Below are 21589 nucleotides of genomic sequence, written 5' to 3' on the forward strand. Positions count from 1 at the left end.
GTTGCCAATTTACTCGACAGGGGTTATACTGTCAGCATCCAATTGAAAAAACGAGGTTTTTATGAAAATACTGGTATTTTCTGACTCCCACGGAAACGTGGACAATATGTCTCTGGCGGTGGAGCGGGAGCGTCCCGACCGCATTTTCCATCTGGGCGACGGATGGCAGGACGCGGAGCGCCTTCGGGATATGTTTCCGGACATCCCGCTGGATCAGGTGCCGGGCAACTGTGATTTTCGCTTTACGGAACCCACAGTGAAGCTGGTAAAGCTTGGCGGAAAGCACATCCTGCTGTGCCACGGGCACACCTACCGGGTGAAGGAGGGATTGATGGACGTGGGTTACGCGGCACGGGAGCAAAAGGCGGATCTGTTGTGCTTTGGCCATACCCACATCCCCACGCAGGAGTGGGCCGGAGAGTCCCTGCTCTTGAATCCCGGCAGCATCGGCTATTGGGGCAAGCCCACTTACGCCGTGGTGAAAATTGAGGACGGCCGCCTTACAGCGGACCTTCGGAAGTTGGTATGATGGCGGGCGCGGAGACAGGTCGCTTCGCCCCCTCCCCCAGCGGGCGGATGCACCTTGGGAACCTGTTTTCCAGCTTGCTTGCCTGGCTTTCCGCCAAAGCCGCCGGAGGCCGGGTGGTCCTGCGGATTGAAGATCTGGACGCCCAGCGCTGCACCCGGTCCTACGCGGACCGGCTGGAGGCGGACTACCGCACTCTGGGCCTCGTCTGGGACGAGGGCGGCAGTTTGGGCGGGCCCCACGGCCCCTATTACCAGAGTCGGCGGGGGGAGCTTTACGCCGCCGCACTGGAGGCCCTGCGGCAAAGAGGTCTGGTCTACCCCTGCTTTTGCACCCGCGCCCAACTCCATGCCGCTTCCGCGCCCCACCGGGAGGACGGCCAGACGGTCTACGCGGGCCTCTGTCGGACCCTGACGCCCGATCAGGCGGCGCAGTGCGCTCGGACGCGTGCTCCCGCCCTTCGCCTGCGGGTGCCCAACCGGGAGATTGAGTTTCAGGACGGCCACCTTGGCCGGTATTTTGAAAATCTGGAACGGGACTGCGGCGACTTTCTTCTGCGCCGGTCGGACGGCCTGTGGGCCTATCAGCTGGCGGTGGTTGTGGACGACGCGGCCATGAAGATCACGCAGGTGGTGCGGGGGAGCGACCTGCTTTCCTCCACGCCCCGGCAGCTGTATCTCTATGACCTGCTGGGACTGACACCTCCGGATTTTTACCATGTGCCGCTGCTGCTGTCGCCCGATGGGCGGCGACTGAGCAAACGGGACGGCGATCTGAGTCTGGACGTTCTGCTGGCCCGGTGTACGCCCGCGGACATCATCGGAAAGCTGGCGTATCTGGCAGGGCTCAATCCCACGGCGGAGCCCCGGACGCCGGAGAGTTTGCTGCCGGATTTCAGTTGGGAAAAAGTACCGAAGACAGACATTCTTGTACCGGAGGAATTGTTTTCCTGAATCTGCATAAAAGCACCTCCTTTTGCGCATTCTGACGCAAAGGAGGTGCTCAATAATTATGGATTTGAAAAACAGCGAGACGAAAATCAATCTGCTGCGGGCTTTCGCGGGAGAGAGTCAGGCCCGAAACCGCTATACCTTTGCAGCCGCGCAGGCAAAACAGCAAAAGCTCCACGTAATCGAGGCGGTGTTCACCTTCACCGCCAATCAGGAAAAGGAGCATGCGGAGATCTTTTACAACCACCTGAAGGAGCTGTCCGGCGAGACGATTCAAATGGACGGCAGCTTCCCTGTGGACGCGGCGCAAAACATGGTGCAGCTACTGCGGATGGCCCAGCACAATGAGTTTGGGGAGTTTGACCCGGTATATCCGGCCTTTGCAGGGATTGCCAAAAAAGAGGGATTCCCCCAAATTGCCAATTCCTTTGACTGGATCGCCGGAATTGAAAAAACCCACGGGAACCGGTTCGGCACGCTGGCGGATCTGCTGGAGCAAGACCGGCTGTTTCTCTCCGACGTGGAGTGCGGGTGGATGTGCCTGAACTGCGGGTATGTGTTTACCGGCAAGGGTGCGCCGGAAAAGTGCCCAGTGTGCGATCACGACCGGGGGTACTTTATCCGTCTGACCATGGCGCCTTACACCGAAGCGTGACGGGAGAACCGTGCGTGACTGAACAGCGCTTTAATGCCCGGCCACGCTTTCGATCTCCCGCAGCTCAAAGCGGTAGGTCTGCCCGGCATCCGGATACTTCTCGCAGTCCACCGGCTCGAGAAACATCCGCAGCGGGCGAATCCACAGGCTTCCGTCTCCGTACAGCTTCCGGTAGACCACATACTCCTCGCCGGTCTCAGAGTTCCTGGCGACATCCTCCACCAGATAATCGTCTCCTTTAAAATGGCGATAAACGCGCTTCAATTTAAGTTCCCGCATCATTTTCCTCCTCATAAAAAATATGCAGCTCGGTTTTTGCATGATAGTATGCAGATTGTCTTTTGTCAACGCCTTTTTTATTCAATGTGTTGATTTACGTGAGCGTTGGTGGTAGGATCTATGCAATAACAAGGAACTTGCCGGAGGCAGCTGTATGGGTGGTTTTGCAGAAAATCTAAAAGTTCTTCGCAGTCAGAAGGGATGGCGGCAGGAAGATTTAGCCAATGCACTCGGCATCAGTAAGCAGGTCTACCTCCTTGGAGCAAGCGATTATGAGGATCACAATTAGGAAGAGGCTGAAACATGTATATCAGAGATATGAGCGTCGGCGACCAACTGGAAGACTTTTTTCTTTTGCAGGATGCGTTTATTAAAACAACACTGAGCGGGAAACCGTTTCTGAGCATGGTCTTGTCTGACTGCACAGGCACGATTGTCTCGCAGGCCTGGGATTATACCGGGCCTGTAACGCCGAAGGATACAGGGGCTGTGGTGAAAATCCGTGGGACTGTATCTGAGTTTAAGGGCGCCTTGCAGATAACGGTACAGCGCATGCGCATTGCCGATTCGAACGACCAATACAAGATCAGCGACCTGGTCCCCACGGCGCCTATTGATGTTGAGGCAACTTGGCAAAAACTGCAGGGAATCGTTGATACAATGCAGGATCAGGACTATGCGGCAATCTGCAAGGAGATGCTAAGGCGGTACGGCGAGAAGGTCAAAAGGATACCCGCGGCTAAAAGCATCCACCACAGCTTTCTAAACGGGCTTTTGATGCACACAGCGTACATGCTTCAGACGGCGGATTTTCTGGCCGGCATGTACGAGTCGGTCATTGACCGCAGTTTGCTGATCGCAGGGACCTTGCTCCACGATTTTGCAAAGTGCGAGGAGTTTACAACGTCGCCTCTGGGGCTTGTCACGGATTATTCCCTGAAAGGACAGCTCTTGGGACATCTGGTCATGGGCGCTCACGAAGTGGCCAAGGTCAGTGACGAGCTGCGTATTCCGGAGGAGAAATCGGCGCTGCTCCAGCATCTCATCCTGTCGCACCACGGCGAGCCGGAGTACGGCGCGGCTGTTCAGCCGATGTGTGCCGAGAGCGAGCTGCTGTCGTTTATCGATATGATTGACAGCCGAATGGAAATCTACCGTGAAACACTGGAGGAAATCCCCGCCGGAGAGTTCAGCAAGAAAATTTTCGCCCTGGATCGTAGGATTTATCACCATAATTAGAGGTACATCAAAGCTCTGGTTGCGATTTCAAAACAATCCGCCCCCGCCCGAGCAGGACAGGGGCGGAAGCTTTTCCGGGGCTTCCCGGCGGTTTCAGACGAGTCACCCTATGGACAGGCTCCTGATGCTTTTGGGAAATTCAACTTTTCTCAGCCAATAACCTTGCAGATCACTGAGAAATTATTGCATGGCAGCAACACCTCTAACTTTTTATAGCATTTCAGTTGACAACGATTGCATGATTGCATATACTATTACGTATCTCTTTGCACTGCATTACATTCATCATGAATGCGAGATCAACGGTACAAACTGAGCAGGCGATGAACCTTTCCGGAGAGGTCACGAAAGGTCATGGGGCCGGGTCGCTTAACGAGCGGCAGCAGAGTGCATCATTCGCACATCTGTGGGACAGTAGTATGTTCCACGGGTGTGCTATTTTTATACTCAATTTGGGAAATAGTCGCACATTTTTGGAATATGACCCCGAAAATGGAGTGCCATAGGAGAAATCAAACGCTGCCGCAAGGCAAACAACGGAGGGTTCTTTTATGACAGACAACCGGTCAAACATGGCGGGACTGACGACCGCCGAAGCAAAGCGATTGCAGGAGCAATACGGCAAAAACGAACTGGCGCAGCAGAAGAAAGAGAGCTTTTTCAGAAAAACGCTCCATATCATCTGCGAGCCCATGTTTTTGCTGCTAATTGTTGCCGCAGTCATTTATTTTATTCTGGGTGAGCCCAGAGATGGCGCGATCATGCTCATTTTTGTAGTGGGAATTATCAGCATCGACATCATTCAGGAGTGGAAAACCGACAAAACGCTCAATGCGCTCAAGGATTTATCCGCACCTCACATCACGGTCATCCGCGATGGGGCGGAGCATACAATCGCCAGCGCGGATCTGGTTCCCGGCGATCTGATGATGATCTATGAGGGTGTTAAGATTCCCGCTGACGGTTCCGTTGTCAGGTGCAACGACCTGTGCGTGGATGAATCGTCCCTGACCGGCGAAGCGGAGGGCGTATGGAAGATTCCTGCGGAATCCGCCCAGCCGACCGGCGACTACTGGCGGCGGGACTATTGCTATGCCGGTACTCTTGTCACGCAGGGTACCGCCACCGTGCTGGTGGACAAAATAGGCAGCACCACCGAGTATGGAAAAATCGGCGTTCATGTCGCCGCCGCGCCGGAGGAGCCCACGCCCCTGCAAAAGCAGACGGGAAGCCTCGTAAAGCTGTGTGCGGGGATCGCGGCCGTTCTGTTTGCACTGGTAGGCATCTTTACATGGTTCAATATTCCCGACCATTCCTTCGGTGCCCGGCTAATTGAGAGTATCCTCTCCGGCGTTACGCTGGCCATGGCCATGATTCCGGAGGAGTTCCCGGTGATTCTCACGGTGTTCCTCTCCATGGGCGCATGGCGGCTGGCCAAAAAGCAGTCGCTGGTACGAAAACTCCCCAGCGTGGAAACGCTGGGAGCCGTCTCGGTCCTCTGCGTGGATAAAACCGGAACCATCACCATGAACCAGATGGCTGTGCAGAGCACATGGGCCGTGGACGGCGACGCGCGCGCGCTGTGCGAGATCATGGGAATGGGCTGTGAAACCGACGCCTACGACCCCATGGAAAAAGCCATGCTGGCCCATTGCGAACGTCTGGAAATGTCCAGAGACTACCTCTTTGGCGGCGAGCTGGTGAATGAATATGCCTTCACCAACGAACTGAAAATGATGGGGCACATCTGGCGGCGGGACGACAAACTGGTGATTGCCGCCAAGGGCTCCGCCGAGCAAATTCTGACCATTTGTGATCTGACGGGGGAAGAAAGGGCGACGGCTGAGCGTAAGACTATGGAAATGTCCACGCAGGGACTGCGGGTCATTGCGGTCGCTACGGCAACCCCGGCCGGCGAATCGGAAATTCCGCCGCAGATCACGGACTGTCGTCTGCGCCTGTGCGGCCTCGTGGGTCTTGCCGATCCTCCCCGGGAAAGCGTCAAGGCGGATATTGCCATGTGCAACAAGGCAGGGGTTCGCGTGGTCATGATTACCGGCGACAATGGGATTACCGCTTCCGCCATTGCAAAGAAAATCGGAATACCTGGCAGCGATCATATTATTACGGGCGATATGCTCAATGAAATGAGCGATGAGGAGCTGCGGGAAAGTGTCCGGGATGTCAGCATTTTCTCCCGTGTCATCCCGGAGCACAAAATGCGGATTGTGAAGGCGTTTAAGGACAACGGCGAGATCGTCGCCATGACCGGCGACGGTGTCAACGACGCCCCTGCTCTGAAGTATGCCGACATCGGCATCGCCATGGGCAAACGTGGCAGCGAGGTCTCCCGGGAGGCCGCCGATCTCATCCTGATGGACGATAATTTTACCACCATCGTGGAGACGGTGAAAGACGGCAGACGTATCTACGACAACATCCGCAAGGCTGTGGGCTATGTCTTTACCATCCATATCCCCATCGCCTTCTCCTCTCTGCTTGCGCCGATTCTGGGCATTGCGCCCGCGGCGCTGTTGCTGCTGCCTCTGCACGTGGTGCTGCTGGAGCTGCTGATCGATCCCACCTGCTCCATCGTGCTGGAGCGCCAGCCCGCCGAAACGGACATCATGGAGCGCAAGCCGCGCGATCCCAACGAAAAACTGCTGACGGCCGGAATCCTTACCAAAAGCGTTTTACAGGGCCTTGTGATTTTTGCCACCTCCTTCGGCACATATTTTACCGTGCTGGGCGGCAATGCCGACAATGCCCCCGTCGCCCGTGCCATGGGGCTTGCCATCATCATGCTATCCAATCTTTTCCTGGTGCAGGTCAACAGCTCCGACCGCGATTTTGCCATGCAGGCGGCGAAGCGCCTTGCAAAGGACGCTGTGATGTGGGCGGCTAATCTGGGCACGCTGGCAATGCTGGGCGTCATCCTTTACTCTCCGCTCAACGGTGTGCTAAAGCTGTCGCCGCTGTCTGCCCCGCAGTTTTTCAGTGCGGTTGGAGTTGCGGTCATTTCCGTATTCTGGTATGAACTTGTAAAGCTTTTCAGGAAATTGCGCCGGGGTTAAGCCCCATAAAACGTTTCTGATAATTTTACAAGAAATTGGGACAGAGGGGAAGGTTCGTACCTTCCCCTCTGTTCTTGCGAGGTTTCCCGCATCACCGCTTTCAGCCCTCTCAAACCTTTTTATCGTTCATTGACAGAGCCTATAAGATGTACTATCATACAAATTAGTTGATACTACATCTTTCTTCCTGGAGGTACGATCATGGACGCCACCAATCGGCAAATTACAAAGATTGCCCGTGAAGTCAATAAGTTTACCGCCCGTATGCTGAAGCTGGACGGTATTGGAACTGCGGAATATGATTTCATCCATGTGGTTCGCAAAAACCCCGGCATCACACAGGCTGCCATTCGGGAGATTCTCACATTGGATAAGGGGGCCGCTGCCCGCCGTGTAGCCAATCTGGAGGCAAAGGGGTATCTTATCAGAAAGGCAAACCCTGCGGATGGGCGCAGTCAGCTGCTCTATGCCACCGAAAAGGCGGACCGGCTGAAAAACTCCAAGGCTTGCGTTGAAGCTCTCTATTATGAATACCTGCAGGAAATATTGTCTTTAGAAGAAAGTGCCGAGTTTTGCCGGCTGCTGAATATTCTCTACACGCGCTCCAAGGCAGAGAGCAAGGCAGACTTTCCAAACCTCACGCACCGCTTTTTAGAAGGGAGCGGAGGAAAATGAGCCGCTCAAATCAAAAAATCAAACGGGTTTCTCAGCCTGACCATATTCTGTCCTACTTCAAACTGGAACGCTGGTCTCTCACGCTGGTCACGGTTTCCGGTATCCTTTACAATGTGGGAATGATTGCGGGGCCTTATTTTGAGGGCCGTCTGGCACAGTGCCTGTTCGACGTGATGGGTGGCCGCGAGCCCTTTTCCGCCATGCTGTCACTTGCCGCGGTCTATCTGATGGTTATTTCAGTCGTCCAGGTCATGCGCTGCGTGAAGCGCTTCTATGTGCGCCGTTTTGCAAATAATACCAGCCGCAACATGCGTCATATGCTCTACAACAGCCTTGTGAACATGAGCAGGGAGGAACTGGAGCGGGAAAGCATCGGAGCGGTGATGACCAAAGCGGTATCGGATGTGGATACCTGCGCGGAGGGCATGCGGAAGTTCGCCACAGAGGTGTTTGACACCGGCGTGGTGCTGATTGCGTACCTTGCCATGCTGTTTTATTACGACTGGCATCTGGCGCTGCTTGCCTGCGCCTTTACCCCGATCGCTTATTTCATCGCAGGAGGTTTGAAGCACCGGGTGGCTCAGTCCAACGGGGCATACAAAAAAAGTGCCGAACGGCTGAACGGCGCCACCATGGACAGAGTCTCCAATGCGGTTACCTATCGCATCTACGGCTGTGATGAAAGCAGGGACCTGGCTTATGAGGCGCGCCTGAGAGACTACGAAAGGTGTGCGGTGGCGGCAAATTTTTGGGAGAACACCATGCAGCCGCTCTACCACATCATTTCTATGTGCGGTGTGCTATTTGTTTTGTACCTGGGTGCTAAAAATGTTTCCGGTACTGGCTGGAGCAACTGGAATATTGCCGCTTTTACCACATTTCTGTCCTGCTTTGTCAAAATGGCGCTCAAGTCATCCAAGGCAGCCAAGCTGTTTAATTCCGTCCAAAAGGCCCAGGTTTCCTGGGCGAGAATCAAACCGCTTATGAAAGAGTATGTGGAGCGGTCCACTTTGTCCGATGTGGATTTTTCCGCTGCGGTATCGCTTAAAGTGCGGGATTTATCGCTGCGCTGGGAAAACGGGACGCAGGTGCTGCACGGAATTTCTTTTTCCGCGCAGCCGGGACAAATCATCGGCGTGACAGGAGCGGTTGCCAGCGGAAAATCCATGCTGGGCAGGGCGCTTTTGGGGGAACTGCCCTACGAGGGCAGCATTGAGGCAGATGGGCGGGAACTGCGCACGCTGAGCTTATACGAGCGCAGCCGGCTGCTGTCCTATCTGGGGCATGAACCGGAGCTGATGACGGAGAGCATTGAAGAGAATATTCGCCTAGGCGAAAAAGGGGAAATTGCTCACTGCCTGCAAGCGGTGTGTCTGGCAGATGAAATTGATCAAATGCCGCAGGGAGCGGCTACCTCTGTCGGCAGCGGCGGAATCCGCCTGTCGGGCGGACAGCAATCCCGGCTTGCACTGGCCCGCACCTGCTATCATGCACGGCAGATTTTGATATTGGATGATCCTTTTTCCGCGGTGGATCAGAAAACCGAACAGGAGATCTTTGCAAATCTGCGACAAGTGGGCGCAGACCGCATAATTGTTTTGATTTCCCACCGCTTGCAGCTGTTTCCGCAGCTGGATCACGTACTCTTTTTGGAGAATGGTACGAGTGTATTTTCTACCCATTCCGCGCTGATGCGGGAAAACAGCGCCTATGCGGCACTCTATCAGGCGCAGGCAACGGGAGGTGCAGAACATGAAGAATAAGAACGGACTTGGCGTCGTTTTTCGGAAGACGATCTGTCAAAACAGCGGGATGACACTTCTCACCGGAATTCTCGTTGCCGCCTGTGTGGCAGCCGCTCTGTTTCCACCCCTCGTTCTGGAAAAGATCGTAAACCAGCTGACCGGGCGGCAGGCTGTTTCGCTTGTGCTGCCCGTTGGTTACTTTGGGCTGCTGGCACTTTCCGATTTGCTGGAGTCAGGCCAGAATGTGATGATTACCGTGTTCGGACAAAAGATGACCCATAATCTGCGTAGCGAGCTCTGCGCCAAGCTGAAACGACTGCCTGCATCTTATTTTACACAGCATGCCCCCGCCAAAATCACCTCTCGCTTTGTCAATGATGTGGATGTGGTGGATTCTCTTTTTACAAACGGCATTATCGGGATGGTTGCCGATGCGTTTAAGGTATTGAGCATCCTTATGGTCATCTTTTATAAAAGCACCGGACTTGGCATTCTGATGCTTTTGGTGACTCCGGCGCTGTTCGCCATGACGCGTCTGTTTCAAAAGCGAATGCTCAGGGCGCAGCTTGTAAACCGCGTCGCCGTCAGCAAGGTGAACAATCATATGCCCGAAACCATTCATAACATCCGTACGATTCATACCCTGTTTCGGCAAAAGTACATGGAAGAAACGTATGATTCCTATATTGAGGAAAGCTACCGAGCTCTCGATAAGTCCAACCTGTATGATTCCATTTATTCTCCCATTGTCATTTTTGTCAGCTCCTGCGTAATTGCAGGGATGATGGTGCTTGCCGCGTTGGGCGGCGGAATGCAGCAGTTTTTTGGGCTTACCGTGGGTACGGCGGTCGCTATGATCGCCTATGTGAACAAGGTGTTTGAGCCGCTTGAAAGTATCGGCATGGAGATTCAGAACATTCAGTCTGCTGTAGCAGGCGTGAAGCGAATCAATGAATTTCTGTCTGAAACCGAGCGCACCGTACCGGAGGACACCTCGAACAGGGAGCGGTCCGACGCAAACGAGGAATCACCGATCAGCTTTGACCATGTGGAATTCAGATATGATGATAAAACGGTGGTTTTACAGGATATGAGCTTTTCTGTACAGCAGGGCGAAGCAGTCACATTTATAGGCAGAACCGGCGCCGGAAAAAGCACGCTGTTCAAGTTGATTCTTGGCCTGTATGCTCCGCAAAAAGGGCACGTACGGATCAACGGCATGGATGCCGCCCAAATTTCAGACAAACAAAAAAGAAAGCTGTTCGGCTATGTCGAACAGACCTTTCATTCGGCTGCCGGAACTGTGGGGGAGCAGATTTCTCTGTTTGATGATTCCATCGGTCAAAGACAGACGGAAGAAGCTGCAAAACTGGTAGGCCTGCATGAAAACATTATGGAGCTGGACCAGAGGTACGACACGCCGGTGGAAGAGGTTACCTTCTCTCAAGGTCAGTTTCAGCTTATCTCTATTGCACGGGCGGTTGCGGCACAGCCTGAAATTTTACTGTTGGACGAAATCACCGCAAATCTGGACAGTGAAACCGAACTGCGGATAATGCAGGCCCTGGAGCGGGCGTGTAAGGGGCGGACCGCATTGTCGATCTCCCATCGTCTGAATGAGAGCACGCACAGTTCTCGTTTGATTCAAGTTGGCGAATAACAAAGCGGAACGCCTGTCTGCCGACCATGGAATTGATCTGCAAGCTGGGATTAACTTTAACGCGACAGTCGGACAACTGCTCAATTTTCCTGCGTATGGAGTATCAAAAAAGACGCCGCGGGGAGAATCTCTCTTCTCCCCGCAGCATTGTAAATTGATCAGGAGGCGGACGCCGTCTTGACATTCTTGGCAAAACGCATCAGGATGACAGCCACCTGGCCCCGGGTAGCTGTGCCGGTGGGATTGATCTTACTGACAGCGGTCCCTGTGGAGGTGCCCTGAATCAATCCGGCGGCGTTTGACCAGGTCATGGCCGCGCCGGCATAGGAGGCGATCTGGTCGTAGTCGGAGAACTCCCGGATTGCCATGCCGCCCTGGGTGGTGTCGTACTTCATGAGCTTGGCATACTGATAGAGGAAGGTTGCAAACTGTTGGCGGGAGATGGGGGCCTTCGGGTCAAAGGAGGTCGTGCTCTTGCCGGAAGTGATGCCGTTTTCCACCGCCCAGTTCACGGCCTTTGCGTAGTAGGCATCGCTGACCACGTCGGTAAATGCGGCGGTCTTGGTAGGCTCGGGAGAGCCGGCCATACGCCACAGCACGGCGACCAACTGACCCCGAGTCATGGTTGCGGCGGGAGAGAACGCAGAGGCGCTGGTACCGGAGAAAACACCGTTTTCATAGGCATACACCACGCCGTCATAGTACCACGCCGTGTCGGTCACATCGGCAAAGGGCTCGCGGACGACGGTAATGCGGCCCTGGGCCTTGGCATAGGCGGTGGAAATTACGCCGCTCAGATTCTTGGTGATGTACTGAATCAGAACCTCGTTGTCCAGCATCGGGGTCGCGGTCACTACCTTGTCGTTCTTGAACATCACAAGACCGTCGCCGCCGCTCTTGAGCATATAGTCGTGGCTGGCCAGCCGGTAGGTCTGGGTGGCCACAATGGCCTTGCCGCCGACCATCACGTTGCTGACGCGGCGCGCGCCGGTCACGCCGGTGAACTCGCCCTTATCGTTGACCGTAACCGTGGAGGGAACGGAGGTATCAATGGTATAGGTCAGGCCGGAGACCTGCAGAAATCCTCCGTTTTCGCCGGGGCAGTTGCGGGAGGCCATTTCCAGTGCGTCCAGGACCTGCTGGCCGGAGACCTCCATCACGCACAGGGCGTTGTTGAACGGGAACACGTTGATGATATTACCATAGGTCACGTTGCCGGCAGCAAGGTCGGCCCGCACGCCGCCACCGTTGGAAAAGCCGATGTCGGCGCTGCCCACCGTGCGGTAGGCGTCGGCGCACAGGTCGCCCAGGTTGGTCTCCTGACTGCGCACGGCGCGGGTTCCGTCAGCCTTCAGAATGGTCAGCGGCACCGTGGTGGTCGCTACCACTTTGTCCAGCAGGGCCTGATTCTTGGACTGGATACCCTTGACAAACGTATTCACCGTGGCGTCCTTGGCGGTGTAGTCATCCTTGCTCACAAGTCCGGTGGACACAGTGCCGTCGGCCTTGATGACCAGCTTGCCGAGATTGGCCAGCTTGGTGCCGGTAGAGGTGAGAAGGACGGTTTTGTTGTCCTTGTCGGATACCTTCTGGGCGGCGATCACGGAGTGGGAATGGCCGTCGATAAAGGCGGTCAAACCGGAGACGTTGGCGATGATGTCGGTGGAGCGCCAGGGTGCACTCTGCTGGTCGGTGCCGCAGTGGCCGACGGCAATGACATAATTGGCGCCGGCCGCCTTGGCCTGGTCCACCGCAGTCTGGACGGACTTGTAGAGATCCTTGCCGTTATTCCCCTCGCAGAAGCTGTAAATATAATTGCCCGCGGCGTCCTGGAAGAGGGTCGGATTACCCTTGGAGAAGGTCTCGGGGGTATCGATTCCCACGTAGGCCACCTTGGTGTCTCCGTAGGAGATCATTTTGTAGGAGTCAAACACGGGCTTTCCGGTTTTAAGGTCGATGAAATTGCAGCAGACATAGCCGCACTTCATGCTCTTGGCCAGCGTCAAGAACCCGTAATCGAATTCATGGTTGCCTGGCACGGCCACATCGTAGCCCACCTCATTCATGATGTCGATGATGTAGGAGCCCTTGGACAGCGTGCCGATGGGGCCGCCTTGGATGGCGTCGCCGTCATCCACCAGCGTCACATAGTCCGTGAGCTTCTTCATGTCGTTGCGGTACGCGGCCAGACCGGCATAGCCGATATTGTCATCCACGGCGCAGTGCACGTCGTTGGTGTAGAGCACCACAATGTTGCCCTTTGCGGGAACGGTGGTGGTGTCCGCCGCCTGTGCAGTCACTGCCAGGGACATCGCCATTGTCAGTGCCAGGATCAGGGATAGAAATTTCTCTCTCTTCTTCACGGAAACAGCCTCCTTCATTTTTTTGCTTTTTACAGTGCAGAATACGCGGACAAGTTTTCTACGTCAGCGCCGATGCCAGCCGATCGGCGAGAAACGCCAGCGGGATATATGCGAGAAACAGAAAATAGACCGTGCGATCTCCCGGCCCGTATTCCAGGGGATGCAGCTTGGTGGCGCGGTTATCTCCGGAATAACCCCGGGCTTCCATGGCGGTGGCCAGATCGGCAGACCGCCGCAGTACGGAGACAAACAGAGGGATTACCAGCGTCGGCATACGGCACATTCTCCCCAGCGGGCCGCCGCGCTGAAAATCCACGCCCCGGGCGGCCTGGGCGTCCATCATGGCGCGGGCTTCGTCGTTGAGCACCGGGATAAAGCGGAAGGTGATCGTCACAATCAGCGCCAGATCATCCAGCGGCACGCCGAACCGTTTCAGGCCGGAAAGCGCCTTTTCCATGCCGTCGGCCAGCTGCCGGGGAGTCGTGGTATAAGAAAGCAGGGATGCGGCGAGGATCATCAGGCTGATTCTTGCCACCAGCCGCACCGCCAGATGCAGTCCGGCTCCGGTCAGATGCAAAATGCCCCAGCTCCACAGAGGAGCCCCCGGGGAAAAAAATGTGCGGAAAATGAAGGTAAACACCAGCAGTACGGCGATTCCCCGCATGCCGCGCAGCAGATAGCGCAGTGGGACCCTCGCCGCCCGATAGGCCAGCAGAATCAGCCCCAGACACAACGCGTAAGTCAGGTTGTCCCGGATCAGAAACAGCGAGACGATGAACAGCAGGGTCCCAACCAGCTTTGTGCGAGGGTCCAGACGGTGGACCGCTGAGTTTGCCGCAAAGTAACGACCGATGGTCAGATCATTTCCCATGGCGGCCGCCCCCCAGCAAATCCGCGAAGCTAGACACCGCCTCCTCCATGCGCACCGGCAGAACCGGGATGTCCAAGCCCCGCCGCCGCAGCTCTTCCGCCGCCGAGGTGACGGCCGGAACGCCGATTCCAATTGCACGCATACGGTCGGTCTCCTGAAATACCTGCGCCGCCGGCGCATCATATAAAAGCGCTCCCTCGCTGAGTACCAGCAGTCGGTCTGTATATTCCGCGAGGTCCTCCATGCTGTGAGACACCAGCAAGATTGCGATTCCGGTTTCGTCCCGCAGACGCCGCAGGTGTTTCATGAGCCGGGTTTTGGCAAGACCGTCCAGCCCTGCGGCAGGCTCATCCAGCACCAAAACCTCCGGTCGCATTGCCAGGACCCCCGCAATGGCGGTCAGCCGCATCTCCCCGCCGGATAGCTCCAGCGGAGAGCGGTTCTCATACTCGTGCCCTAAATTCATCAGCGCCAGCGCATCCCGGGCGGCCGCGGCAGCCTCCTCCGGAGAATCGCCCAGATTCACAGGACCAAAGGACACATCCTCCAGAACGGTTTTTTTGAAGAGCTGCTGCTCGGGATATTGAAACACAAGCCCCACGCGCCGCCGCAGGATGGAGATACGGAACCCCCGGCGTCCGGTGTCCTCGCCGTGAAACAGGATTCGCCCCCGGGTGGGGCGGAGCAGACCGTTAAGATGCTTCAAAAGGGTGGTTTTCCCCGAGCTGGAGGGTCCCGCCAGACCGACCAGTTCTCCCGGGGAGACAGAAAATGAAATCTCCCGCAGAACAGGGCTGACGGATTCAGAATAGGAAAAGGAGATGCGGTCGGCTTCCAGTATATTCACAGCGTACCCCCCTCTGCCTGCGCCAGATGCAAAAATTCCTCCACAAACTGACGCTGGGAGAGAACGGGGGAGGAAAAGGCAAAACCCTGCTCCCGCAGCGCATCCGCCACCGCAGGAATGGGCGGAATATCCAGATGAAGCGCACGCAGGGCGGCAGGGTCTGCAAAAAGCTGCTCCGGTGTGCCGTCCAGCACGACCCGGCCGCGCTCCGTAACGAGGACGCGGTCCGCTTGGACTGCCTCCTCCATGTGATGGGTGACCAGCACCACCGTTATTCCAAGCTCCCGATTCAGGCGGTGAAGCAGGGAGAGAACTTCTCCTCGGGCCGCAGGGTCCAGCATGGCGGTGGGCTCGTCCAAAACAAGACAGCGGGGGAGGCATGCCGCCGCCCCCGCAATGGCCAGACGCTGCTTGCCGCCGCCGGAAAGGCGGTCGGGCGAGACGCCGCGCTGTTCGGAAAGTCCCACGGTTTCAAGGCTCTCATCGACCCGACGACTAATCTCCGCGGACGGCAGACCGCGCACCTCGGGACCGAACGCGCAGTCCTCCTCCACTGTGGCACCGATAATCTGATTGTCGGGGTTCTGGAAAACCATCCCCACGCGGTCGCGGACGCGCTTGAGCGCCTCTTCCGCACCGGCATCCAGCCCGTCGATCAGGACAGTTCCCTCGTCGGCGCGCAAAAGGCCGTTCAAATGCCGGACCAGCGTAGATTTGCCGGAGCCGTTCGGCCCCAAAATCACCGCAAACTGTCCGTCCGGAATTTCAAGACTGACCCCGTCCAGCACGGTTTTGAGCACGGGTTCGCCGCCACCCGAGGGATATTCCCGGTACCGATGTACCAGATCGGAGACCCGAATCATTTACTGCGCGACCTTCTGATGGACAAAGTTGTCCTTGAACCGCATGGGAAGAGCTTTCAAAATAGCCCAGCCAATGACGCAGGTACCCACTTTGTCAATCAGGTTGGATCCAATATTGCGGATAAACGAGGCGGCAAAAATACTGTGGCCGGTCTGTTGCAGGGCCACCACCAGAACATCGGACCAGCTTCCGTTCAGACCGCCGTAAACCAGGATGCCGATGGGTGTTCCGATTACGGGGCACACCACGCTCAGCACGAGGCCCAGAATCAGAGCCGTGGGGAGCGTGAACTTCCACTTCTTTGCCGCAAGACCCACAATCAGGCCCACGGCGGCGTTAACCAGGAAGAAGGGGATGTCGGATACGCTATACATAAAGCCGGTGATGATATTGCTCAGGGAGCCCACGATCACGCCGGGCAGGGGGCCGATCAGGGCAGCTGTCAAAACGGTGCCGAGGGTATCCAGGTACAAAGGGATGCCCAGCGCGGAGGTGATGATGCCGAGCACAATGTTCATGGCGATGCACACGCCGCAGAACGCGATGATGTAGGCTTTGTTGTTTTTCATGATTTTCTCTCCTTACACACTACACAATCCAAAATTTACACCTGCTTGTCCGCCCGCTCCAAAAGCTCCGCCGCCTGCCCCATGGTGAGGAAGGGGAGGTTCAGGCCCACTTCCCGCAGCTGCCCGGAAATGATCTCCATAAAGACGCCGGACCCGGCCGTCATGGTCACGGGGGGAACCACATCACTTCGGAGGTCAGAGATCTCCCCACCCCAGGCACCCTCACAGGTAAGGGCATGGCCGCAGGTGGGACTCCCCTCCACGCTGACAACGCCCAAAAGGGAAAAGCGCGCCGGGTCGGAGGCATATTCCTCAAGCTGCATCAGGACGGGCCGGAACAGATCCCGGCAGGAGGCGCGGAAAGACGGATGGTCAAACTGGGAGCGGACATGCCCCCACCGTCTGGAGCCGTATAGGAGAAGCTCCGGGCAGGGAAGCTGAAGGAGCTGGACATCCCGGTCCAGCACCAGACGCAGCAGCCGCTCCCGCAGCGCATACTCCTCCGTAAGGCCGGATTCATCCTGTCGAACCTTGGAAGCCGTATTCAAAATGCAGTGGGAAACGACCAGAATCCGCTTCATTGCGTACCTCCGTCTCTTCCGGCAAAGGGGCTGCATTGCAGATGCCGGATATCTTTTCATTGTAAGAAAGGGCCGGACGGTTGTCAATTCACGGAAACGATGTACAAATGTGAAAAAACGACAAAAACGATCATTCCAAAAGTGAAAAATTCGTCAGAAATTTTTGGTATTTTTTATGTGGAGAGTTTATGTTCACGGCCACCTCTATAGGAAGCACGCAGGCCCGGGCATAAAACCGGGCCTGCGTGCTTCCAACTTTTATTTTGCGCTTAGAAGAATCACAATTGATGAGCAGTTGTATCGAAAGCCATTTCTAACTTTAAAAAGTATTACGTTTACTGCGCGTCATCATTTTTACGACGCTTGCCGGAGAGCACCAGCCAGACAAGGCCTGCACCGGATACCGCGGCAATACCAAACCATACGGCCGCGCAGTCCCCAGTCTTGGGAGCCTGTGCCAGAGGCGTAGTCTCATCGGGAATCTCGGTTTCAGTGTCGCCGGGTACATCCGTTAGGGGCGTCTCACCATCGGAAATCTCTGCAGTGGGTTTTGCGGCGACGGGAGACCCCGCCAAAGGTGTGGTATTGTCGGGGATTTTTGTAGGTGTGTTATCGTCATCACCATCATCGTTGTCATTGACAGGGGTCACGGGGGTCACAGGGATCACAGGGATAACCGGAGTAACAGGGGTAGCCGTATAGGTAACGGTCACCACGCCATCCTCATTGCCCATGGTCCCCGACACCTCCGACTTGTCAGCGGTGTAGCCAGACAGGCTGGGAGAGAGAACGGAATACGCTTCCCCGACTGTCTTCGTGACTTTGTTGTCTTCAGCAGCAATTCCGCCGGTCGCATACACATAGTGGATAATCAGCGTGTGTGTGGCAGGAGTAGGGGGATTCTCTTTCCACTGCGCATATAGCGTTACAGCTTCTCCCTGCACTCCAATCTCGGCACCGGATGCATAGGCGGTTCCGGTTCCATCGGCAGCGGTGTTCCAGCCAGTGAAGACATAGCCATCAAGAGTGGGCACAGATGCGGAAACAGTTGTGTTCGTGTTGATCTTCACGGCTACCGCGCTGGGAAGATTGCCGACCGTGGCGTCCCCTGCGTTTGCGTCATAGCTGAACTTCACCAGCCGGGCGGTAGTGTCGTAAACCACGCCGTCCACATGATAGCAGCCGGAGACCTTCACCACATACCAGAGAACCGCGTAATTACTTAGATTCTCCGTAATGCTGTTCTTCTTCAGAATTTCGGCTTTCAGATTCTCCAGATACTCAGCCGTGGGCTTGATCACGATCTTGTCATTCACATTTTTAAAAATCTCCGAGACGTTCAGCTCACTGATATTGCCCGTGATTTTGTCTGCATGAGCGGTGCCGTTAATCATACCCATCATATTCAGCCTGTCTCTTGCGGTATAGTTGCCGCTGGAATACTGGGTTGTGCCGTCTTCAAGGGGAATCTCATTGATCTTATTTAGAATATAAAATTCCGCGTTGAGAATCTCCCACTTGGCTTTCAGGGTAGTGTTCTTGGTAACTTTGGTGTTGAAATCATATTCCGTCCCGTCGGCGGTGAACCAGCCCAGGAACCGGCCGGCATCCTTGGAGGGGTCGGCGGGTTTCGCAGCGGTGGTATTCTGTTCGATCGTCTGCATTGGAACAGAACTGCCGCCGTCCGTGTTGAACGTCACGGAAAAACCCCAATGGGCCGTCAGGGTAAGGTCCTCGGTAACCGGTGTGTTGAAATCATACACATTTCCTTCGGAATCGAGCCAGCCCATAAACGTAAAGCCTTCCATGGTGGGGTCTGCGGGCTTCTCAGCGACATAATTGCTTCCGTCCCAAGCCGCACCAGCAGAAGTTACTGCGTTACCGTTGTTAGAATTATAAGTCACAGTATAGGGAGAGACGACTTTGACCTGATAATACTCACAGGCAGTTTGCTTTTGGTCAACAATGTTGTTATCCCAGTGCTGATAGACGAGGGTATACGTGTTGCCGATAGCCTTTGGACCTGCGTCAATATAAATTGTTTTCTGCCAATTTCCCTTGTCGCCAATGTCAAAGCCCCATTTTAAAAACGTCCCGTGGCCCCAATCGTTTGCCATCTTGTAAGCCTTAATTTCACCCGGAACCACTGTGATGCTGTTTGCGTTGTCATTTTTGGCGTTTGCGTCGTCAAAGAACCACACCGCATTGATAGCGGATGCAGCGGTGAGCGTGGCTTTGTCGCCGTTCGCCGTGTTCTTCGTGAAAGTGGTGTCGGAGTAGTCCCCGGGAGCACCTACGATTTCAATAGAACCTGCATATGTCACATCGGAGGAAACATTGACGGTGAAAGTTTCGGAATCAACAGCCTTACTACCCAATAGATCGGTTTTCCACGTGTGCTCAATTTGGAACGTTTTCGCTTCGCCAGGGGTATTATTTGTAAATTTGATACTTGCATTGCAAGATAACACCGCTTTTCCAAACTCACAGAGCTGCGCATCATCCCCAACAACTGTCCACTGATGGTCATATCCTACACACAATATAGAATTATTCCAACCACGCCATGTGCCTATCTTTCCAAAAAGAGTAACTGTCTCACCTGCTTTTGCGTCAATTGACGTTGCATTTAAGAAATTACCATTCTCTGGGGTTGAAATGGTCACCACATACACCGAGAAGCTCTCGGCCTCCACGGCGACTTCCGCGCCCTGACTGCTGGAAGCGACCTCGTCGCCTACGGGCGTGGCGTTCTGCTGGTCATCCACATGATAAACCTGCAAGGTGGCGTCGTCCTGCGCCAGAGAGCTGACAGGGGCCACATCAAAGCGCACATCCACCGTTTTGCCGTCGGCGGGCTGCAGCTCCTGATCGTCTCTGCTGTAAAACGTGATGCCAAACGCGGCGATGGTATTGGGATCGTCCATGCCGTCAATGGAATCCATCACATCCTTCGCCAGGACCGGAGTGATCTCCACATAGGCCCCATCAGGGAACACTCCCTCGGGGGCATCCACCTTCACCGTAATTCCGGCAAAGGTTTTCTCTCTGTAAATTTCCGGGAAAGAGGGAGCAGCGGGCAGAGACGCGGGAACCTCAGCGGGCTGAGTGGGAGTCTCCGTACCAGTCTCCTCGGCAGGCTGGGCAGAAGTCTCTGTGCCGGTCTGCTCGGTAGGCTGAGCGGGAGTCTCCGTACCAGTCTCCTCGGCAGGCTGGGCAGAAGTCTCTGTGCCGGTCTGTGCGGCAGGTTGAGCGGGAGTCTCCGTATCGGTCTGCTCGGTGGGCTGGGCGGGAGTCTCCGCGCCAGCGTTTTCGTCAACGGCGCTTTCGGACTCAGTGGAAAGATTTTCCTCCACCTGCGGGTTCCCGGTCATTGTGTCATCGGCGGCGAATACAGCCGTAGGTAGCAAGCTTGTTGCCATAGTCAGAGCCAAAAGTACTGCAGCAATTTTTCTCTTTTTGTGTACCATGTCTTTTGAGTTCCTTTCATCTGTGTATCAAAATTGTGGCAGCTGGGCTGGCGTAGCTTTCACCGTAGCCCCTCTAGCTTTGAGTCCTGCTTTTTAAAACGGTTTACCCCTTTGACATTTTTTTATTAACTGTCATATACTGCATGATCAGGGAATTATGTATGTTCATTTGTCAGGTTCATCGTGCTGTTCATTAACAACAGCAATTCCAATGCGCTGCGAAAGCTCTCTTCCTGTCGGCCTTCCAGCCATTGAACGGAACCCTGCCAGCTGGCATTCTGCCGAAACAGAACTCGCAGATTAAAGGTAGCCAGACAGCCATGCGCCGTATCCTGTGCCGTATTTGCGGGAGGCTTCGCCGTCATCGCAAAACTTCGTGTCTGCACAAATGGTTCTGGAAAACGCATATCGTCCAGCAGCTCTTCCACTTCTAGTAAGAACTGCATCACCCCGTGGAACATAATCGGCTTAGGGAGTCCCAGATTGATCAGCCGGCCCGTATATACGCCATCCGCGCAGCTATCAATACAGACCAAGGTATCACGGTACTGGTTTTCCAATAGCTTTTCACCCAATTGCCCTAACCACCTTCCCAAGATTTTCTTCTATAGCCAGAATTGTAGCACGTGTTGGTTACAGCTTCGGGTACATTTTCACATTTTACTTTCATTATTTAAAAAAATATTTGTAAAATTAAAATGTTGGACACATAAAGCCTGTGTACGGTTGTTACCAAAGGTCTTCTCGAAGGTAAGAAAACCCGTATCAAATTTCAACCCGCCCCCACATTTGACGGTTCTATAAAATGACTTGAAGTGGCCTCTAAAAACAAAGGGGCAGATGCAGGCTCCCAGAGCCAGACGCAGAGGCTTTGCCACATTGCCCTTCCGGTTGACGAACAATGCTGCATAGCGCTGTTCGATCTCTGACCAGGGAATGGGCTGCGCCTTCTTCATCCGGCGGTTGTCCTCCTTCAAGTGCATCTCCGCCCAACATTGAGCGAAAATAATAGTTTATTCGCATAAGAAAGCAGGAACTCAATGAAGAGTCCCTGCCCTTTGAGCTGGTAATTTGTGCTTTCCTATCCGACATTAAAATACCGCGTTCCGGCGTGATGCGGCAGTATATTTTTTCGCCTATTGAGGGTAAATTTGCGTCGGCTTTCCATTGTTTGCAACAAAATGCTGCCGAGCCGGACTTGTTGAACTTTATTTCGCAGGT

General features: G+C 55.1%; 19 protein-coding genes and 2 riboswitches. Of the genes, 9 read left to right on the forward strand and 10 right to left on the reverse strand.

The window, feature by feature from the left end; genetic code table 11:
* Positions 1 to 61 precede the first annotated feature (61 nt).
* The 3 genes from ABWQ15_RS00295 to rbr are packed head-to-tail and all read left to right on the forward strand — an operon-like array spanning position 62 to position 2131.
* Positions 62 to 529 (forward strand): YfcE family phosphodiesterase, encoded by a 468-nt coding sequence (locus ABWQ15_RS00295; protein ID WP_353906824.1) that lies wholly within the window; start codon positions 62 to 64, stop codon positions 527 to 529.
* Positions 529 to 1479 (forward strand): tRNA glutamyl-Q(34) synthetase GluQRS, encoded by a 951-nt coding sequence (gene gluQRS, locus ABWQ15_RS00300; protein WP_353906847.1) that lies wholly within the window; start codon positions 529 to 531, stop codon positions 1477 to 1479. Before ABWQ15_RS00295 ends, gluQRS begins: the two co-directional genes overlap by 1 nt.
* 58 nt (positions 1480 to 1537) lie before the next feature.
* Entirely contained in the window at positions 1538 to 2131 is a 594-nt protein-coding gene (gene rbr, locus ABWQ15_RS00305) for a rubrerythrin (protein WP_353906825.1), read from the forward strand.
* A gap of 30 nt (positions 2132 to 2161) precedes the next feature.
* Here the strand turns inward: rbr and ABWQ15_RS00310 are convergent, their stop codons facing one another.
* The gene (locus ABWQ15_RS00310) at positions 2162 to 2410 is read right to left on the reverse strand and encodes a DUF1653 domain-containing protein (RefSeq protein ID WP_353906826.1); all 249 of its coding nucleotides are present in this window, start codon (positions 2408 to 2410) and stop codon (positions 2162 to 2164) included.
* A gap of 154 nt (positions 2411 to 2564) precedes the next feature.
* On the opposite strand from ABWQ15_RS00310, the gene ABWQ15_RS00315 reads away from it, so the two are divergent.
* The 6 genes from ABWQ15_RS00315 (at position 2565) to ABWQ15_RS00340 (ending at position 10803) form a co-directional block, all read left to right on the forward strand.
* Positions 2565 to 2699 carry a helix-turn-helix domain-containing protein gene (locus ABWQ15_RS00315; protein WP_353906827.1) on the forward strand — a complete coding sequence of 45 codons (135 nt, stop codon included), beginning with the start codon at positions 2565 to 2567 and terminating at the stop codon, positions 2697 to 2699.
* Between the two features lie 14 nt (positions 2700 to 2713).
* Entirely contained in the window at positions 2714 to 3649 is a 936-nt protein-coding gene (locus ABWQ15_RS00320; protein WP_353906828.1) for a 3'-5' exoribonuclease YhaM family protein, read from the forward strand.
* 302 nt (positions 3650 to 3951) lie between these two features.
* Positions 3952 to 4066: riboswitch (NiCo riboswitch) on the forward strand.
* Between the two features lie 134 nt (positions 4067 to 4200).
* Positions 4201 to 6723 (forward strand): cation-translocating P-type ATPase, encoded by a 2523-nt coding sequence (locus ABWQ15_RS00325; RefSeq protein WP_353906829.1) that lies wholly within the window; start codon positions 4201 to 4203, stop codon positions 6721 to 6723.
* A gap of 201 nt (positions 6724 to 6924) precedes the next feature.
* Positions 6925 to 7398, forward strand: a complete 474-nt coding sequence (locus tag ABWQ15_RS00330; RefSeq protein WP_353906830.1) for a MarR family winged helix-turn-helix transcriptional regulator — start codon at positions 6925 to 6927, stop codon at positions 7396 to 7398.
* Complete coding sequence (locus tag ABWQ15_RS00335) at positions 7395 to 9161, forward strand: ABC transporter ATP-binding protein (RefSeq protein ID WP_353906831.1); 1767 nt, start codon at positions 7395 to 7397, stop codon at positions 9159 to 9161. The genes ABWQ15_RS00330 and ABWQ15_RS00335 overlap by 4 nt, the downstream gene beginning before the upstream one ends.
* Complete coding sequence (locus tag ABWQ15_RS00340) at positions 9151 to 10803, forward strand: ABC transporter ATP-binding protein (RefSeq protein WP_353906832.1); 1653 nt, start codon at positions 9151 to 9153, stop codon at positions 10801 to 10803. The genes ABWQ15_RS00335 and ABWQ15_RS00340 overlap by 11 nt, the downstream gene beginning before the upstream one ends.
* A gap of 158 nt (positions 10804 to 10961) precedes the next feature.
* Here ABWQ15_RS00340 and ABWQ15_RS00345 read toward each other — a convergent pair whose 3' ends face one another.
* The 9 genes from ABWQ15_RS00345 to ABWQ15_RS00385 form a co-directional block, all read right to left on the reverse strand.
* The gene (locus ABWQ15_RS00345; RefSeq protein ID WP_353906833.1) at positions 10962 to 13166 is read right to left on the reverse strand and encodes a 5'-nucleotidase C-terminal domain-containing protein; all 2205 of its coding nucleotides are present in this window, start codon (positions 13164 to 13166) and stop codon (positions 10962 to 10964) included.
* Positions 13167 to 13224: 58 nt separating this feature from the next.
* Complete coding sequence (locus tag ABWQ15_RS00350) at positions 13225 to 14037, reverse strand: energy-coupling factor transporter transmembrane component T family protein (protein WP_353906834.1); 813 nt, start codon at positions 14035 to 14037, stop codon at positions 13225 to 13227.
* Positions 14027 to 14884, reverse strand: coding sequence for an ATP-binding cassette domain-containing protein (locus ABWQ15_RS00355; protein WP_353906835.1), 858 nt, complete (start codon positions 14882 to 14884; stop codon positions 14027 to 14029). Before ABWQ15_RS00355 ends, ABWQ15_RS00350 begins: the two co-directional genes overlap by 11 nt.
* Positions 14881 to 15747, reverse strand: a complete 867-nt coding sequence (locus ABWQ15_RS00360) for an energy-coupling factor transporter ATPase (RefSeq protein ID WP_353906836.1) — start codon at positions 15745 to 15747, stop codon at positions 14881 to 14883. The genes ABWQ15_RS00355 and ABWQ15_RS00360 overlap by 4 nt, the downstream gene beginning before the upstream one ends.
* The gene (locus ABWQ15_RS00365) at positions 15748 to 16317 is read right to left on the reverse strand and encodes a CD3073 family putative ECF transporter S component (RefSeq protein WP_353906837.1); all 570 of its coding nucleotides are present in this window, start codon (positions 16315 to 16317) and stop codon (positions 15748 to 15750) included.
* A 35-nt stretch (positions 16318 to 16352) separates the two neighbouring features.
* Complete coding sequence (locus ABWQ15_RS00370; RefSeq protein ID WP_353906838.1) at positions 16353 to 16898, reverse strand: CD3072 family TudS-related putative desulfidase; 546 nt, start codon at positions 16896 to 16898, stop codon at positions 16353 to 16355.
* A 335-nt stretch (positions 16899 to 17233) separates the two neighbouring features.
* Complete coding sequence (locus tag ABWQ15_RS00375; protein ID WP_353906839.1) at positions 17234 to 20368, reverse strand: InlB B-repeat-containing protein; 3135 nt, start codon at positions 20366 to 20368, stop codon at positions 17234 to 17236.
* A gap of 34 nt (positions 20369 to 20402) precedes the next feature.
* A riboswitch (cyclic di-GMP riboswitch) is annotated at positions 20403 to 20486 on the reverse strand.
* Between the two features lie 37 nt (positions 20487 to 20523).
* Positions 20524 to 20943, reverse strand: coding sequence for a hypothetical protein (locus ABWQ15_RS00380; protein WP_353906840.1), 420 nt, complete (start codon positions 20941 to 20943; stop codon positions 20524 to 20526).
* A 78-nt stretch (positions 20944 to 21021) separates the two neighbouring features.
* Entirely contained in the window at positions 21022 to 21324 is a 303-nt protein-coding gene (locus ABWQ15_RS00385; RefSeq protein WP_353906841.1) for a hypothetical protein, read from the reverse strand.
* Positions 21325 to 21589 lie beyond the last annotated feature (265 nt).

The sequence above is a fragment of the Oscillibacter sp. genome (genome assembly GCF_040505565.1).
Taxonomy (GTDB): Bacteria; Bacillota; Clostridia; order Oscillospirales; family Oscillospiraceae; genus Oscillibacter.